Genomic DNA, 16966 nt, shown 5'->3' on the forward strand with positions numbered 1-16966 from the left:
GTTGTATATATTTGTGCAATATATACATTTCTGAAATATCCGCGTCCAGTATCAGAAAAATTAGGGACATTTTATACCGGATCACGGTGTAATGTCCCTTGTTTTCAGCTTTCCCGGCGATAGTATCACAAACGCCGGAAAGTGTAAATATATAAAAACAGCATATGTATTACGATACATACGTCGTCATCACTATCAACAAAAATAAAAGCTGCATTTTGTACATTACGCAACAAAAATGCAGCTTTTAACTTTGCGTTACGATTCAGATACTGTATAGAGCATGAAAAAAAATTAACGCCCCACTAAAAGTGAGACGCAAACTTGGCTGCGCGGGCTCCGCGCTGGTTGGGGTGGAAGGATTTGAACCCTCGAAATAACGGAGTCAGAGTCCGCTGCCTTACCACTTGGCGACACCCCAATGTATTACTGAATTATTCAGCTTTATTATTATATCACTTATACTACTGCTTGTCAATACAAAGATATATATTTTTATATTTTAACTATAAACTGCATGATGCAGGAGCGCTCCCATATTCAGGGAGCGCTCCTGCTATATAACACATTTTCTTTCTTTTGAACTACCATTGCCTGACCGCTGATGGGGGGATCAGCGGTAAAGTCTTTTGCCTGCTCTCGCAGACCGGGGGTAGGTTCAGATGGCTTTCCATTGGACTCAACACTATCTGCGCTGTTCCGCATTTTTATTATATCATCTTTGCATCACCGATTACAATAACAGGACTATTTCAATTTCAAGACGATTCAGCGTATTTTTTCTGAGGAAACGGTTTCAAATCCTTACAATTTATTGAAAATATTACAGTTTTCCTACATCTTCCTATTTTAGAGAGATAAAAATTTGAAAAAAATTCCTTTCAGGGGGTTTTCAAGCACTGACAAATGTGCTATAATGTATTTATAAGTTTATCAAATGCCGATAAACAAAGGGGAATTATTGTAAAAGTGCATAGTCTGCACTTTGGATATTATGGCGTATATGGAGAGCTTTTTATGAAAAACAATACTTATAATTCCGCAAAACAGGCAGCGCTGAAAAGATATTTCAGCCGTATGAACGATATGCAGCAGGAGGCTGTTTTTACCGTCAACGGACCTGTACTTGTACTCGCAGGCGCAGGAAGCGGTAAAACGACTGTTATCGTCAACCGCATAGCTAATATGATCAATTTCGGAAATGCATTTTTCGATACCACCCGTGAGGGAAGCAAGGAGGATACTGCCTTCCTGCAGGACTATGCCGACGGAAAGACCGATGACTTCGACACCCTCAGGGACACAGTCGCTGTGGATCCTGTGCGTCCGTGGAACATTCTTGCAATAACCTTTACAAACAAAGCAGCAGGCGAGCTGAAGGAAAGGCTCTCGGCAATGCTCGGCGAGGAAGCTATGAATATCAACGCTTCCACCTTTCATTCCGCCTGTGTAAGAATACTCAGAAGCGAGATAGAAGCCCTCGGCTACGGCAGGGACTTCACTATATATGATTCCGATGACAGCCAGCGCATGATTAAGAACGTAATGGCTGAGCTTGACGTGTCGGAAAAGCAGCTTGCTCCCAAGGCAGTTCTCAGTGAGATCAGCATAGCAAAGGACAAGATGACAGGTCCTGAGGAGCTGCGCTCGGAAGCAGGACAGGACTACCGCAAAAAAATGGTGGCAAAGCTCTACGCTCTGTATCAGGAGCGCATGAAAGCAGCAAACGCCCTCGATTTCGACGATATACTCGTACTTACAGTGGAGCTGTTCGAGCAGTTCCCAGAGGTGCTGGAAAAATACAGGAACCGCTTCAGATACATAATGGTGGACGAGTATCAGGATACCAACCACGTGCAGTTCAGACTCGTTTCACTTCTCTCGGACGGACACAGGAATATCTGTGTAGTCGGCGATGACGACCAGAGCATATACCGCTTCCGCGGCGCGAATATAGAGAATATACTCGGCTTCGAGAGCCAGTTTGACGGTGCGAAGGTGATACGCCTTGAGCAGAACTACCGCTCCACCCAGACTATACTCGACGCTGCAAACTCTGTCATCAGCCACAACAGCAGCCGCAAGCCCAAGACTCTCTGGACCTCCGGTGAGCAGGGCGACAAGGTGTACTGGTACAAGGCTGTTGACGACCTGGACGAAGCCCAGTTCATTGCTGATACCATACTTGAAAGATATAAGGAAACAGGACATTTTTCCGACAACGCCGTCCTTTACCGCATGAACGCCCAGTCGAACTCGATCGAACGTATGCTGGTTAAATGCGGAATACCCTACCGTGTTTACGGCGGTATGAGATTCTATGACCGCAAGGAGATAAAGGACGTTACCTCCTACCTCAGCTTTATCAACAACCATAACGATATGCTCCGCTTCAGACGTATAATCAATGAGCCCAAGCGAGGCATAGGCGACTCAACTCTTACAGTAATAGAGGATATCAGCCGCGACCTGAAGATATCGCCTTTTGAGGTGCTTAAAAACTGTGAGGAGTACGCTCCACTTTCCAAGAAGATATCCCCGCTTAAAAGCGCATATCAGATGTTCGAGATGCTCACAGAGAAATCGGAAGAGCTACCGCTTGACGAGTTCCTCGACCTGCTCCTTGACAAGACAGGCTATCTTGACAGCCTGAAGGCTCTCGAAAACGCGGATGTAAAGATAGAGAACGTGCAGGAGCTCCGCACGTCCATAGTTCAGTACATGGAACAGGCGGAGGAGCCTACTCTCGGAGGCTTCCTTGAGGAAGTTGCTCTTTATACCGAGGCTGACCGCGACGACGGCAGCGATGACAAGGTAACTCTGATGACGATACACTCCGCCAAGGGACTGGAGTACGAGAACATTTTCGTTACCGGCATGGACGACGGCATTTTTCCGAGCTCACGCTCCTTTGACAGCGAGGACGATATGGAGGAGGAAAGACGTCTTGCCTATGTTGCCATAACACGCGCAAAGAAACGCCTTTACCTCACAAACGCGAGACAGCGTATGCTCTTCGGTCAGACACAGCACAATGTTACCTCACGCTTTATGCGTGAGATCGGCAGCGAGCTCGTTGAAAAGCACGACAATGTCGCCGCTATGAAGCAGCAGCTCGAAGAGAACAACAAGTCCGTGACAGAGGTACATTCCGCAACTCTTCAGCAGCAGCTTGCACGAAGCAAGAAAGCCGCGGGCGCTCCCAAGGAAACGGTTGCGTATGCCGCGGGAGAAAAGGTTTCCCACAGCATTTTCGGCGAGGGAGTGATAGTCTCCGTGAAGCCTATGGCAAACGATTCCATGCTTGAAATAGCTTTTGACAAGGTCGGCACAAAGAAGATAATGGCAAATTACGCAAAGCTGAAAAAGCTCTGATAAGCTCATAAAGGAAAGAGGCATATTCAAATGAGGAAAACTAAGATAGTATGTACCATCGGTCCTGCAACAGATGATGAGAACATTATGCGCGAGCTCATGCTCGCCGGTATGAACGTCGCACGTTTCAACTTTTCTCACGGAAACTACGAGACCCACGAAAAGCGTTTCCGCGTTATTGAAAAGCTCAGGAAAGAGCTTGATATGCCTATCGCAACTCTCCTTGATACAAAGGGTCCGGAGATAAGACTCGGCAGATTCGTTGACGACAAGCCCGTTGAGATACACGACGGCGATACCTATACCCTTACCACAGAGGACGTCCCCTGCACCGACAAGGTAGGAAGCATCAGCTTCAAGAAGCTCCCCCGTGATGTGAGCATGGGCACGAGGATACTGATAAACGACGGAGTTATCGAGCTCCTTGCGGAAAAGGTAACTACCACTGAAATTGTCTGCCGCGTAATACACGGCGGAACTCTTTCAAACAACAAGGGAATAAACGTCCCCGGAGTAAAGCTCTCCATGCCTTATCTCAGCGAAAGGGATATGGACGATCTGGAATTCGGATCGAAAATGGGCTTTGACTTCATCGCCGCAAGCTTTGTCCGCACCGCTGCGGATATCAACTATCTCAGGAAGTTCACACAGAGCCTCGGCTGGTTCGACGTAAGGATAATCGCTAAAATAGAGAATACAGACGGCGTTGAGAATATCGACGAGATACTTGAAGCCGCCGACGGTATCATGGTCGCCCGCGGAGATATGGGCGTAGAGATACCTTTCGAGCAGATACCTGCTATACAGAAGTCCCTTATCAAAAAGGGCTACAACGCAGGCAAGCAGGTAATAACCGCTACACAGATGCTGGAGTCCATGATAACCAATCCCCGTCCTACCCGTGCGGAGATAACCGACGTTGCAAATGCTATATACGACGGCACCAGCGCTATAATGCTCTCAGGTGAGACCGCAGCCGGCTCCTTCCCTGTTGAAGCTGTAAAGACTATGGCTCTTATTGCAGAGACCACTGAAAACAATATCAACTACAAGACACGCTTTTCTTCACGCCGTGCAGAGCAGAACGGAAGCGTTGCGGAGGCTATCGCCCACGCTACTGTTACCACTGCTCACGACCTGAATGCAAGAGCTATCATAACCGTATCTCTCGGCGGACAGACTGCGAGACTTATTTCCAAGTACCGTCCCAGCTGTCCTATAATCAGCTGCACCATGAGCGAGGTGGTATGCCGTCAGATGAATATGAGCTGGGGCGTTATCCCCTTCATCATCGACGAAAAGACCAACACCGACGACCTCTTTGCCGCAGCAGTTGACGCCGCCGAGTCGCACAGACTTGTTGAGGACGGCGACCTTGTGGCGATAACCGCAGGAGTACCTCTCGGCGTATCGGGTACTACAAATCTTATGAAAGTTGAAAAAATCGGTAGTAAATAATAATGACAATTAAAAAACGTACAAGAATACTTGAAATAATCGCAGCTTTATTGATGATAAGACCTACTTTTTCGACATTATCAATTCTTTTCTCTTATCATGATATAGAAGCAATAAGTAATAATCTGAAGTATTATTTCCCTTCGTTATTTGCTACAATTGCTCTTGTGATCGTCATAATAACACGGAAATACGACCGAATATGGTCAAAGCTTCTCGTACTTACATCACTTGCAGCATATTTCTATTCAGACAAAAATATTAATTATCTGAAAGGTTTCGGCGATAGTGTCAGAGCATTCAGCCATGATACAGTACTTCTTTTAGAATACTTATTCCATGTATTACTGTTTATTGTCGGTATTACAGCAGGTATCATCCTTGTTCTTACGATGTTCGGAAAAATAAAATGGAAAAAACGAACTTCTCTTATCATCTATACTTATATAATGATAGGTATCATGACTTTGGGCGCATTGAATTACGGTTTCAGTAACGTTTATTACATTGAACTTGTGCTTATGCCATGTCTTATCTACGAATTGCAGGAAAAGCGTGACATCAAAGCTATTGCAGGCTGGGCAGGAGTTCTTGTCACCGCACTATCCGATACAGTCTTTGATTATCTTACAGAAAAAGCTAAAAATGATTTAGACGAAGGGTTTCTCGATTATCTGAACTATTCTACAAAATATGAGAGATTAAGAAGCCTTGTATTTATAGTTGGAATTATTCTTATTCCACTTATCATGTTTGAACGCAAGGAAAAGCTCGAAAGAATTGTCATTCCTGTAGATGATGACGACGAGGAAGAAAACGAAGTTAAGGATATAGAAAATGACAACGATAACGACTGAACGCCTTATCCTCCGTCCCCTGACTCTTGACGATGCGGAAGCTGCCTTTGAGTGGACTGGCGACGAAAGAGTCGCAAAATACATGATATACTCCACCCACGAAAACGTGGAGACTACCAAAGAATGGCTGCGAACTGTAAAATCTACGGATACGCAGTTCGAGTTCGGCTTTGTGCGAAAGAGCGACGGTAAGCTTATAGGCTCAGGCGGTATAAGACTTCTGGAGGACGGCTTCTGGGAGTTCGGCTACAATCTCCGCTATGACTGCTGGGGCATGGGCTACGCAACAGAAGCTTCAAAGGCAATGATAGAGCTTGTACGGAGCAGGTACGGTGATGTGAAGCTCAGAGCTGAATGTGCCGCTGAGAATACAGCCTCCGCACACGTAATAGAAAAGTGCGGACTTGTGTTCAAAGGCTATGGCGAATATTCGAGCTACGATGGAAAGAAAACCTTTAAAGCAAAGATATTTGAGCTTTAAAGCTAAGCACTATGCACTAATCACTAATAACTAATCACTTACAGGAAAGCAGGTTTTTTTAATGATAAAGCATATAGTTATGTTCAAGCTTAAAGAAGCTGACGGCAGGAGCGAGTACGAAAACGCTCTTGAAGCTCAGAAGCGCTTCGACAATGTTATCGCAAACGTGAAGGAGCTCAGAAAGGGCGAGGTAGTCATCAACTCAAAGGACGCTCCAGAGAGTAACTACACTATCTCTCTTCTCTGCGACTTCGACACTATCGACGACCTCAACGCATATCAGGTACACCCTGCGCATATCGAGTTCGGCAAATTTATCGGTACGGTAAAGACAGACAGAGCTTGTATCGACTACGAATACTGATGTTCATTCTCCCGTCACACGGCGGGAGAATCGCATATATAAATATCCCACAGGGAGGAAGAAAACATGGTAAATGTAAAAGGGAAATGGGCGCTCATTACGGGCGCGAGCCGTGGTATCGGTTATCTTTCGGCGATATTCATGGCCAAGCAGGGCTGCAACCTTATTCTCCACAGCAGAACTGAGGAGCACTGCAAAAAGGTACTCAGCGAGGTAAAGGCGCTGGGCGTTGACGCTTACATCGTGACAGCAGAGCTTTCGGACATGGAACAGGTAGACAGAATGTGCCGCACTATTGACGAAAAGGGCACAAAGCCTGACATAATACTCAACAACGCAGGTCTGCAGATAGCTTACCGCACTGACTATCTCGCAACTCCTGCATCGGACTATGACATAAGCTTTAAGATAAACACTACAGCTCCGATGATGATATGCTATCATTTTCTTCCTCAGATGAAGGAGAGGGGCTTCGGAAGGATAGTAAACACCACAAGCGGCATCGACCTCGAACCCGAACAGGCAGGCTATTCCGCAGCAAAGGCTGCTCTCAACAAGGTTACCCGTGACCTCGGCAAGAACTATGAAGGAACAGACGTTACTCTCAGTCTTACCGACCCCGGTTGGTGCAGGACAGACCTAGGCGGACCCAATGCTCCCAACTCTCCCGAAAGCGCACTTCCGGGCGTGCTTGTGGGAGCCTTTATCGACGACAAGAAATGCGGACGTATCTTCTCCGCACAGGAGTTTACGGGCATGACACTTGAAGAAGCTGTTGCCAAGGCTGAAAAGCAGGCAGGAGTGTATTAATATGGCTTATGGGGCTGCGTTCCGCCGCCCGCTTACTTTATTTATTTCAATATGTATTGTTTTAGGGGGATATTGAAATGACAAATGCTGAAAAGATAAAAAAGATACAAGCTCTTATTGATTATAAGACACCAAGATTAGAGCATTATTATAAACTTTTTGAAGCAATGGGCGACATTGAATATTATTACACAGAATATGTAGAATCAAATGTTGATAAAGAGATAAAAAGACTTCCAAATGCTGATTATCATATGTGTTGTTGCCTTTTAACACTTATTTTTAGAGAAGATTACTTTATGAATGGTAGTTTTAAAGAAAGATATGATTCTGGTATTGTCACATCTGTATTAAAACGAATGTTGCTTTTACTTAAAAATGAAGATACTTGTTCAAAGGGGGATAAAACAATGAAAATCGGTAAATTGCAGGAAGTTAATATTCGAGAGCTATGGAAGCATGAGCAGTATGATTTTTCCGCTTGGCTTGCTAAAGATGAAAACATCGAATTGCTGAATGAGAAGATTGGCTTGACTTTAGTTGATATAAACACAGAAGCCTATGTGGGCGCATACAGGTGCGATATCGTGGCTGTTGATGAAACCACAGGCACTAAGGTTATTATCGAAAATCAGCTTGAAAATTCCAATCACGACCACCTCGGCAAGATAATAACTTATGCGTCAGGTTTAGATGCAAAAGTAATTGTATGGATAGTCAAGGAAGCAAGAGACGAGCACAGAAGCGCTATCGAGTGGCTTAATAATAACACGTCCAAAGACATAAACTTCTTCCTTATCGAACTCCATGCGTATAAGATCGGTAATTCAGATCCTGCGCCAATGTTTGATGTTGTTGAGCAACCAAATGACTTCATTAAAGAATCAAAGATAAATAAATCATCTGAAACAATGAATAAAAGTCAGTCTGAAAGACTTGAATTCTGGACACAGTTCAACGATCATGTGATTGCACGAGGAAAGCCATTTGCAATCCATAAAGCAAGTTCTATAAGTTGGTACAATATAGCTGTCGGAACAAGCCAGGCGTGTATTAGTGTTTCTCTTGTGAATAAGGATTCTTACATTGGTGTTGAATTATATATTGCTTCTAACAAAGAATTATTTGACAAACTATACGCAGAACATGAAAAAATTGAAATGGAACTTGACTTTGAAGTCGATTGGCAGAGATTAGACAATGCAAAAGCAAGCAGGATACTGTATAAAATCGACGGTTTGAATTTTGATGACCATAGTAACTACGATAGGCTTATTGAAGAAGCTATTGATAAGGCTATTGCTATGCGCGAAGTATTTAAAAACAGGCTGAAATAAAGGAGAAACCATGAACATAGAAGAATGTATGAGCTTCATAAATTCCTATACCAAATCGGGAGGCAGGATAACCGACCTCTCCCGTGCAAGGGAGCTTATGAAGCGTGTGGGCGATCCGCAGGAGCGGCTGAGATTTGTCCATATCGCAGGCACCAACGGCAAGGGCTCAACTCTTGAATATATTGCGAACGCCTTGCAGTTCTCCGGCTATAAGACGGGCAAGTTCACCTCCCCCTTCGTTCTGCGCTACACCGACAGGATACGCATAAACGATGACGAGATAGACGAAAAGTCCCTCTGCGAGCTTGCGGAGTTCGTAAAGGAAAGAGTTGACGACAGGGCTTATTCCCAGTTCGAGATAACAATGGCTATTGCCATGCTGTGGTACGAGCGCGAAAAATGCGATATCGTCGTGCTTGAAACGGGTATCGGAGGACTTCTTGACTCCACAAACGTGATACCTCCGCCCCTTGTATCGGTGATAACGTCCATATCCCTCGATCATACAGCACTTCTCGGCGAGACCGTTGAGGAGATAGCCTCCCACAAGGCAGGTATAATCAAAGGCGGCTCGGCTGTGATACTCTCCGAGGACAATCCGGAAAGCGTCAGGGAACTCGTCAGAAAGACCGCAGAGGAAGCAGACGCGGAGTTCATACCATGTGAACCATGCAGACCCTCTCCCGACGGCGGACTTTACTCCCCTTTCATATACAGGGGCATAACCCTCACTCCGGCAATGCCCGGCATACATCAGAAATACAATGCGCAAACAGCCATAACCGCCTGTATCTATCTCCGCGGCAAGGGCTTTTCAGTCAGCGACAGCGCCGTGATACGTTCCATTGAGACTACTCAGGTACGGGCAAGAGTGCAGTACATCGACGGGGAGCCGCCTGTTATAGTGGACGGCGGTCACAATCCTGCCGGCGTGGGAATGCTGTCCCTCATGCTGATGTATCTCAGTACACGCAGGAAGAAGATATATACCGTCATGGGCATGGTGGACTCCAAGGACTACATCGGCTGCATAAAGACCATATCCGAGCTTTCGGACAGGCTCTTTGCAGTGGACGGCTTTGCGGCAAACGCCGTTCCTGCCGGGACTATCGCGGATATCGCAAGCTTCCGTACAGAAGCCGAGACCGGTACTCTTGCGGAATGTGTGGAGAAAGCGAAGGCTCTCGCCCTTGAAAACAATGGCGTGGCTGTGATATGCGGTTCACTTTATCTTGCCAGCGAGTACCTCAATATGTACGGCACATGATTTATTATCAGATAAGAAAATCCCGCAGGCTTTCATTATGAAAGCCTGCGGGATCATTTTATTTCAGTATGCGTCAGTCGCTGATATCGGTATCAAGAGTTATGCTGACATTATAATCAGGATAGGCTTCCTGAGTCTCCGTGAGGATATGGTCATACAGCTCCCCGCTGTCGGGAGCCGCAAAGTCTATGATGATATCGAAATGTATTGTCATTTTCTGCTCGTCGAGGTAGAAGCCGTGTATCTGCAGCACATATTCGTGCGACATAACATTCCTGCGTATATCCTCATACATCTGTGAAGCCCTGTCGTTCTGCGTATTCACAGCATAAACACTTATACCTGCAAGTATCGCCCTGTGCTCCGCAAGCACCTTCTCCGTTATCCTGTGCTCCAGCTTGTCGAGCTCTGCGACGCTCATGGTATCCGGTATCTCTATATGCACCGAGCCGATAAGCAGATCGGGACCATAGCTGTGGAGTATCAGGTCGTATGCTCCCTGCACCTCCGGGAATGAAGTCACGGTATCCTTTATCTCCTTTGAAAGATCACTGCTTATGCGCTTTCCGATTATGCTCGAAAGGCTCTCACCCAGTATCTCAAGTCCGGATTTGATAATGACAAGCGATATCACCGCGCCGAGCCACGCCTCGGTTCGTATGTGGAACACAAGGTATATAACCGCCGCAAGAAGAGTAGCCGCCGAGATGACAGAATCCAGAAGTGCGTCCTTTCCCGAAGCGATAAGTGAATCGGAATTGACCGCCTCTCCCTTTTTCATTACATATAGTCCGAGAAATATCTTTACAATTACTGCTGCTGCAACTATTACTATAGCGACCGCAGAATAATCAGGCACAGGCGGAGATATTATCTTCTTTATGGACTCAACAAACGAAGTAACGCCGGCATAGAGAACTATCACCGCGATAAGCGAGGTGCTCAGGTTCTCCACACGTCCGTAGCCGTAGGGATGCTTCTTGTCGGGACGCTTTTTAGCCAGCTTTGTACCTGTTATCGTTATCACTGACGACATTACATCGCTGAGGTTGTTCACAGCGTCAAGAACTATAGCGATCGAGGAACTGAGTACACCCACCACAGCCTTGAATGACGCAAGGAAAATATTGGCAAGTATACCTATTATACTTGTTCTGACAATGACTTTATCTCTGTTCATATCCCATATACCTTCTCAGAAAGTCTCCCACTCGAATTCCGCGCAGTCAGTGAGCTTTATATCGTCCGGAGTTATGCTCACAGCTTTTGCCTCTGCCCGCAGGCAGTTCATATCCATGCTGAAACGCGCCTGCGATACGAAATTCATATCTGAACGGTCATAGCTTATTTTCAGAAGCTTTCCCAGCCTTACTCCGGAAGCCTTGCAGAGCAGCTCCGCTTTTCTTTTTGCGTTTGAAGCCGAAAGGCGTATAAGCTCCTCACAGGCAGGCTCCTCGTCCTTTACCGTGAAGCATACATTCAGCTGCGGAGCGGCGCCCGAAGCTGAGACAGCCCTCAGTATACCGGCAAGGCGCTCGGTGTCAAGGTCAAACTCCACTTTCACGGAATGAAAACAGCAGTAGCCCTTGAATACATTATGGTAGATATTGTTCTCATCAGGCTGAGACTCATATTCCGTCCTGACATTGAAGTCCGAGGTCTTCAGCGCGTCCCTCTCAAATCCGAAACCGCCCAGTATATCCCTGAGCTCTTCAATATCTTTGCCCGCTTTTTCCATTGCCTCTCCACAGTCCCTGCTGCGGGACTCCATTTCAAGCACAAGACGTATAAGATCAGGCTTTACGGAAACGCTTCCCGTTCCCCTTACAATAACAGAAGCCATAGTACGATCACTCCTTTATCAATAATCTCCGCTTTTTACTTCAATCTCGTCCTCTGTGGTCTCAATATCTCCTGTGAGACCGCACCAGCCGCAGGTTATACGCTCTTCATTATTCCAGCAGCTCAGCTTGCCGCAGCGGCTGCACTGCACGAACCTTACCGACTTGCAGTAGGGACAGCCGTTGTATTCGTCTGCCGGATAAAGGTTGCCTTTTATCTCGTTCCTGTCGAAGCCCTCGCGGGAAGCCCGTTTCGGATCAACAGGAAAAGCCCACGTCCTGAACCAGTCCCCTTTCCACTCTTCAACTCTTACACCGTAGATACGGTTTGCTTCGGGACATTTCATAAGTATAACTTCAGCTTTCATTTTCTTCAGCCTTTCTTTTCTGTTCATCGCGGTAGTCAGACGGCGAGACGCCCTCGCAGGATCTGAACTGGCGGACGAAGTAGTTGTATGATGAATAGCCGCACTCACGGGATATCTCCGTTACTGTCATATCCGTCTGTGAGAGCAGGGTCTTTGCGTTGTCTATGCGGAACTGTATCATTTCCTCTATAATACTCTTTCCGAAGTATGACTTGTATATCTTCTGCAGGTAGCTCTTGCTGAGATAGAGGCTCTCCGCTATCTCGTTTATCTTCCACGGGAGCTCTGGGTTCTTCATTATCCTGTTCCTCAGCTGACACAGCTTTTCAAACTGCGGATTTGAGGTAGGCTCCGAGATAGCGTAGGAAAATACCCTGTTCACCGTTGCCCTGTACATAGCGTCCGATAGGTCGGCAGAGGGGGTTATCTCCAGCCCGCACACCCCAACGGAAAAGTCGATATTGCAGTTTTCATCGCCGCTGAACTGGCTGTCCTTTATTTTTCCGCAGAGCTCGGTGTATACCTCTTCCGCACGTCCTTCGTCGGGACTTATGACGCAGAGAGTCTGAGCAGCCCATGCTCCGCATATCTCCCTGCCGCGTATGCAGGAGCGGAGCTTCTTCGCAAAGGCAGCCATGATACTGTTTGACTTTTCCTCGCCGCTCTGGTAGTAGGCTTTTTTCAGTCCGTGGAGCTCAAAAGCTGCACACTCGATAAATCCGTTGCCCGAATGAGCCGAGAGCTTCGTGCTGAATTCCTGCTCGATACCGCTCCTGTTGAGCAGACCGGTTATATGGTCGTAGAGCAGCGCCTTGCTGGTATTGAGGATAGTCCTGTTCATTATCGCCTTTATTCGCACCTGTTCAAGAGCTACGTTCACGTAGTTTATCCACTTCATGTAAAGAGAGCTGAACGAACGTGGCTCCTTTCCGAAGGATACGGCGCAGTAGCCGAAGAAGTTGCTGTTGTAATGGAGAGGAGAAATAAAGAAAGCGGAGGGGTAGCTTCGCTCCTCACTGTAGTCCGGGAGCAGCCTTGATGAGCTGAAAAAGCTCCGGCTCTCGGACTCGCGCCATATCGCTGACTTTGCAAGTATGACCTTCATTTCGTCACCCGTGCGGAAGCTCAGCTCCTCGGCGTTCTTGTCCACCGTGGAGTCGATATAGCTCTTTGTGAGGCAGATACGCACCCTTCTCATCTTATGCAGGAAGTATGTGTAATTATCCAGCCTGTCGGCAAAAGTGGCTATATTGTCAGCATTGGTTATGTCAAACAGCATATCGCCGTAGAGAAGCTGGGTCTCGAAACGGCTGTTTATGCTTATATTACGCTGTATATTGCGGCGCAGTCCCTGATTCTCAGTACAGCCGCAGCTCTCTCCGAGTCTGAGCTCGCCGTTCTCATTGGGCACCTTGCTGCATATTTTTCCTGTTATTATGCGGTAGAGCCGCCTTACCGACTCAGCACCGAGCTGAAAATTCGGGCGGCAGTAACTGGTTATGGAAGGAGTTGACTGATAGCCCTCTATGGATGCGTCGTAGCCTGTTATCGCAATATCCCCCGGAACGCTTAGTCCCGCATCTGTAAATATCTTGGTAAGGGTTATCGCCATAACATCGTTTCCGCAGACGATAGCCTCCGGGCGTTCAAGCTCGCCACTCAGTATGCGTCTGGCGAACTTTTTCGGGGCTTCGATCCAGAAATCACCGTATTCGCACCAGTCCGTGCCTATATCTATCCCGTGCCTCTTCATCGAACTCCTGTATCCGGCAAGTCTTTCCTCGCCGCTGAAGGTGTTCTTGGGACCGGTTATACAGTATATCTTCCTGTAACCATGCACATTTATAAGGTGGTCGGTAATGGTCTCAAAGGCTTCACAGTCATCGACCGAGGTGGTCTCAAAGCTCTTGTGATCGTTGTGGTCAAGGAGCATTACCGGCTTTTCCGAGCGCTTGCACAGACTGTCAACATAATGACAGATATCCTCATTGTGAAATGTATTCCTGTCGTAGATAAGACCATCTATACTGTCGGAGAGTATGAGGTCAAAAATCGCCTTTTCCGCGTCCTTGTGGACGGAGCTTACAGAAAAATCATGAAGCGGCGCTATGACCGCTATATCGCAGTTGCTCTTGAAAGCCTGCGTTATTATACCCCGCAGTATCTCACACTGGAAGTCGATATGACAGTCTGCGATAATTACGCCTATCAGTATCCTTCGGCTCATGCTCTCCCTCCTTTTGTAAATCATAATTTTGCGGAGCAAAAATATGATTTAGTTTATATGTACTATTGTATCATAAATAAACGTCGAATGCAAGACAATTATATATATTTGCTGTACAGATTTCAAAAAATCTTCTTAAAAAAATAGTATTTTTCATTGCTTTTGCAAGAATTTGTGTTATAATACTATTTGAAGGCATTGACAGCAAATCCACGCCCGGTAAGGAGTTGCCGGCAACCGCTCTGCCTTTCAGGGGACAGGCATATCTTGCAGGAGTATAGGCTGCTCTGCACGCGATACTGCCTATCTTCAGGCTCTCGGAGCCTGTACGGGACACGCTTTTTACCCTCTCACTTTTTATAAGTTGATTCCTGTGAAAAAGTTCTCCGTTTCCGGAGGACTTTTTCGCTTTTATTCAAAAAACAGTGAATAATCGGCATTTTTGATGTATATTGTATAAATTAGCCATATATCTATATGGTAATTATATTGACCGTGACCATTGACATTTCATTCTGAAAGTGTTATTATGTTTGTATATATATACTGTCCATTTTGTGGAACCACTGTGGACATACTGATATTTAATTGCAGCCTGCACAAAGCAGTCAACTGTTGTTTGTACATTACGGCTGAAAAAAAGGAAGTCTGCAATGCTTGCAAGCTTAACGAACATAAACAAATTCTATAACGGGAATCAGGTCCTGAAAAATGTCTCCCTCACCATCGACGAGAGCGACAGGATAGGTCTTGTGGGCAACAACGGCTGCGGCAAGTCCACACTGCTGAAGATACTCACCGGCTCTGTTGAGCCCGACCGGTTCACAGAAAAGGACGGTATAGTATCCATGGCGGCAAAAACCACCGTTGGCTACCTCGAACAGATGGGCGGTCTCAATACCGAAAACACCGTCATCGAAGAGATGAGAAGCGTATTCGAGCCTGTACACACGGCTATAGACCGTCTCCGCGAAATAGAACTTGAAATAGAAATGGGCGATGATTCCGCTGCCGACGAGTACCAGCAGCTCTCTTCATGGGTAGAGGCCAACGACGGCTACAATACCGATGTGAAGATACGTATGGTGCTGAACGGCATGGGCTTCTCCGGCGAAGAGCTGGAGCGTACCGTATCCGGCTTCAGCGGCGGAGAAAAAACCAGACTTTGTATCGCCAGGCTGCTCCTTGAAGAGCCTAACCTGCTCATACTCGATGAGCCTACCAATCACCTTGACTTCAAGACAATAATGTGGCTTGAGGACTATCTCCGCTCCTACAAGGGCGCTATACTGATAGTTTCCCATGACCGCTACTTCCTTGACAGGCTCTGTACCTCGGTCTGCGAGATCGAAAGAGGTATACTCACACGCTACAGAGGCAACTATACAGCCTTCGTAAGACAGCGTGAGGAGAACGACGCCCGCCGCGAGAAGGAATACGAGCTCCAGCAGAAGCAGATAGCTCAGCTGGAGGACTACGTAGCTAAGAATCTCGTCCGTGCGTCTACTACCAAAATGGCTCAGAGCCGAAGAAAACAGCTCGAAAAGATAGAGCGCGTAGAACGCCCCGTCCACGACACAAAACACGCGAAGATACGCTTCACTTATGCAGTTGAGCCGCCCATAGACGTGCTCAAGGTAAAGGGAGTGGACATATCCGTAGGAGAAGGCGCTTCACGCAAAACACTTGTGGATACCCTCGACTTTGAAGTCCGCAGAGGCGAAAAAGTCGGTATCATAGGCGACAACGGCATTGGTAAATCAACGCTGCTGCGCATACTCCAGGAACAGCTGCCGCACAGGGGGCTCGTCCGCTGGAACAGCAATATCAAAATTTCCTATTTTGAACAGGAAAGCACAAATCTTCACAAGGAGCTCACTGTCATGGAAGAGCTCCACAGCCGCTATCCCCTTATGTCGGATCTTGAGGTCCGCAGTCTCCTTGCACAAGTGCGCTTGGTGGGCGAGAACGTGTTCAAGGAAACGGGCGTCATCAGCGGCGGCGAGCGGGCTAAGCTCTGCTTCGCCATTATGATGCAGGAGCATGGAAACGTGCTCATACTCGACGAGCCGACCAACCACCTCGACCTCAGTTCAAAGGAGGCTATCGAGGAGGCGCTGGCTGAATATACAGGAACGGTCATATTTGTGAGCCATGACCGGTATCTCCTGAGCAAGATCTCTGACCGTCTCATCGAATTATCGGGCGGAAGCTACCGTTTACACAACTATGGCTTCAATAAATATCTCGATGTGCTGCGGGAAGAGCAGGCTGCGGAGCGTAAAGCTCTCGAAGCCGAAAAGCAACAACGGGCTGCGGAAGCAGCAAAAGAAAAGTCCGCAAAGGGCTATCGCAGCAAACAGCAGAGAAGTGCCGACGCTGCGAGAAAAAATGAAATGAAACGCCTTGAAAAGGAAATCGACGACCTTCAGGCGCAGATAGACTCCCTTACCGATGAGATCGGCAGGGAGGAGGTCTACAGCGATTACGAGCTGATGAACCGCAAATGCGCCGAGATCGAAGAGCTTAAACAGAGGATCGATGCTGATTTTGAGCTTCTGATTGAGCTTGACCAGTAAAA

General features: G+C 46.9%; 13 protein-coding genes and 1 tRNA gene. 9 read left to right on the forward strand and 5 right to left on the reverse strand.

Annotated elements, in window-relative coordinates:
• Nucleotides 1-345: 345 nt before the first annotated feature.
• Nucleotides 346-421: transfer RNA gene (locus tag QZZ36_RS08760), tRNA-Gln, on the reverse strand.
• Between the two features lie 596 nt (nt 422-1017).
• Here QZZ36_RS08760 and QZZ36_RS08765 point away from each other — a divergent pair.
• The 8 genes from QZZ36_RS08765 to QZZ36_RS08800 all read left to right on the forward strand — a co-directional run bounded on the left by QZZ36_RS08765 (nt 1018) and on the right by QZZ36_RS08800 (nt 9949).
• On the forward strand, nt 1018-3375 hold the full coding sequence (locus QZZ36_RS08765) for a UvrD-helicase domain-containing protein (RefSeq protein ID WP_295080123.1): 2358 nt from the start codon (nt 1018-1020) through the stop codon (nt 3373-3375).
• Between the two features lie 30 nt (nt 3376-3405).
• Nucleotides 3406-4833, forward strand: a complete 1428-nt coding sequence (pyk, locus tag QZZ36_RS08770) for a pyruvate kinase (RefSeq protein WP_295080126.1) — start codon at nt 3406-3408, stop codon at nt 4831-4833.
• 167 nt (nt 4834-5000) lie between these two features.
• Nucleotides 5001-5690 carry a hypothetical protein gene (locus tag QZZ36_RS08775; protein WP_295080129.1) on the forward strand — a complete coding sequence of 230 codons (690 nt, stop codon included), beginning with the start codon at nt 5001-5003 and terminating at the stop codon, nt 5688-5690.
• A complete protein-coding gene (locus tag QZZ36_RS08780) occupies nt 5671-6171 on the forward strand; it encodes a GNAT family N-acetyltransferase (RefSeq protein ID WP_295080133.1) in 501 nt (166 codons plus the stop codon). The genes QZZ36_RS08775 and QZZ36_RS08780 overlap by 20 nt, the downstream gene beginning before the upstream one ends.
• A 61-nt stretch (nt 6172-6232) precedes the next feature.
• Nucleotides 6233-6535 (forward strand): Dabb family protein, encoded by a 303-nt coding sequence (locus QZZ36_RS08785; protein ID WP_295080137.1) that lies wholly within the window; start codon nt 6233-6235, stop codon nt 6533-6535.
• Between the two features lie 66 nt (nt 6536-6601).
• A complete protein-coding gene (locus QZZ36_RS08790) occupies nt 6602-7345 on the forward strand; it encodes an SDR family oxidoreductase (RefSeq protein WP_295080141.1) in 744 nt (247 codons plus the stop codon).
• Between the two features lie 77 nt (nt 7346-7422).
• Entirely contained in the window at nt 7423-8682 is a 1260-nt protein-coding gene (locus QZZ36_RS08795; RefSeq protein ID WP_295080144.1) for a DUF4268 domain-containing protein, read from the forward strand.
• 10 nt (nt 8683-8692) lie between these two features.
• Nucleotides 8693-9949: a Mur ligase family protein gene (locus tag QZZ36_RS08800; RefSeq protein ID WP_295080148.1), complete on the forward strand. Its 1257-nt coding sequence runs from the start codon at nt 8693-8695 to the stop codon at nt 9947-9949.
• 73 nt (nt 9950-10022) lie between these two features.
• Here QZZ36_RS08800 and QZZ36_RS08805 read toward each other — a convergent pair whose 3' ends face one another.
• The 4 genes from QZZ36_RS08805 to QZZ36_RS08820 are packed head-to-tail and all read right to left on the reverse strand — an operon-like array spanning nt 10023 to nt 14385.
• Nucleotides 10023-11129 (reverse strand): cation diffusion facilitator family transporter, encoded by a 1107-nt coding sequence (locus QZZ36_RS08805; protein WP_295080151.1) that lies wholly within the window; start codon nt 11127-11129, stop codon nt 10023-10025.
• 15 nt (nt 11130-11144) lie between these two features.
• Nucleotides 11145-11792 carry an SIMPL domain-containing protein gene (locus tag QZZ36_RS08810; protein WP_295080155.1) on the reverse strand — a complete coding sequence of 216 codons (648 nt, stop codon included), beginning with the start codon at nt 11790-11792 and terminating at the stop codon, nt 11145-11147.
• Nucleotides 11793-11810: 18 nt separating this feature from the next.
• Nucleotides 11811-12158 (reverse strand): TerY-C metal binding domain-containing protein, encoded by a 348-nt coding sequence (locus QZZ36_RS08815; protein WP_295080158.1) that lies wholly within the window; start codon nt 12156-12158, stop codon nt 11811-11813.
• On the reverse strand, nt 12148-14385 hold the full coding sequence (locus tag QZZ36_RS08820) for a substrate-binding domain-containing protein (RefSeq protein WP_295080161.1): 2238 nt from the start codon (nt 14383-14385) through the stop codon (nt 12148-12150). Before QZZ36_RS08820 ends, QZZ36_RS08815 begins: the two co-directional genes overlap by 11 nt.
• Nucleotides 14386-15038: 653 nt before the next feature.
• On the opposite strand from QZZ36_RS08820, the gene QZZ36_RS08825 reads away from it, so the two are divergent.
• Nucleotides 15039-16964: an ABC-F family ATP-binding cassette domain-containing protein gene (locus QZZ36_RS08825; RefSeq protein ID WP_295080165.1), complete on the forward strand. Its 1926-nt coding sequence runs from the start codon at nt 15039-15041 to the stop codon at nt 16962-16964.
• Nucleotides 16965-16966: the final 2 nt, after the last annotated feature.

Source organism: Ruminococcus sp. (assembly GCF_016287535.1).
Classification (GTDB): domain Bacteria; phylum Bacillota; class Clostridia; order Oscillospirales; family Ruminococcaceae; genus Ruminococcus.

Excerpts from the sequence above, each read along its gene's own strand:
- QZZ36_RS08825 (WP_295080165.1), top strand. The coding sequence starts at position 15,039 with ATGCTTGCAAGCTTAACGAACATAAACAAATTCTATAACGGGAATCAG.
- QZZ36_RS08780 (WP_295080133.1), top strand. The coding sequence starts at position 5,671 with ATGACAACGATAACGACTGAACGCCTTATCCTCCGTCCCCTGACTCTT.
- pyk (WP_295080126.1), top strand. The coding sequence starts at position 3,406 with ATGAGGAAAACTAAGATAGTATGTACCATCGGTCCTGCAACAGATGAT.
- QZZ36_RS08765 (WP_295080123.1), top strand. The coding sequence starts at position 1,018 with ATGAAAAACAATACTTATAATTCCGCAAAACAGGCAGCGCTGAAAAGA.
- QZZ36_RS08815 (WP_295080158.1), bottom strand. The coding sequence starts at position 12,158 with ATGAAAGCTGAAGTTATACTTATGAAATGTCCCGAAGCAAACCGTATC.
- QZZ36_RS08820 (WP_295080161.1), bottom strand. The coding sequence starts at position 14,385 with ATGAGCCGAAGGATACTGATAGGCGTAATTATCGCAGACTGTCATATC.
- QZZ36_RS08795 (WP_295080144.1), top strand. The coding sequence starts at position 7,423 with ATGACAAATGCTGAAAAGATAAAAAAGATACAAGCTCTTATTGATTAT.
- QZZ36_RS08790 (WP_295080141.1), top strand. The coding sequence starts at position 6,602 with ATGGTAAATGTAAAAGGGAAATGGGCGCTCATTACGGGCGCGAGCCGT.
- QZZ36_RS08805 (WP_295080151.1), bottom strand. The coding sequence starts at position 11,129 with ATGAACAGAGATAAAGTCATTGTCAGAACAAGTATAATAGGTATACTT.
- QZZ36_RS08800 (WP_295080148.1), top strand. The coding sequence starts at position 8,693 with ATGAACATAGAAGAATGTATGAGCTTCATAAATTCCTATACCAAATCG.
- QZZ36_RS08810 (WP_295080155.1), bottom strand. The coding sequence starts at position 11,792 with ATGGCTTCTGTTATTGTAAGGGGAACGGGAAGCGTTTCCGTAAAGCCT.
- QZZ36_RS08785 (WP_295080137.1), top strand. The coding sequence starts at position 6,233 with ATGATAAAGCATATAGTTATGTTCAAGCTTAAAGAAGCTGACGGCAGG.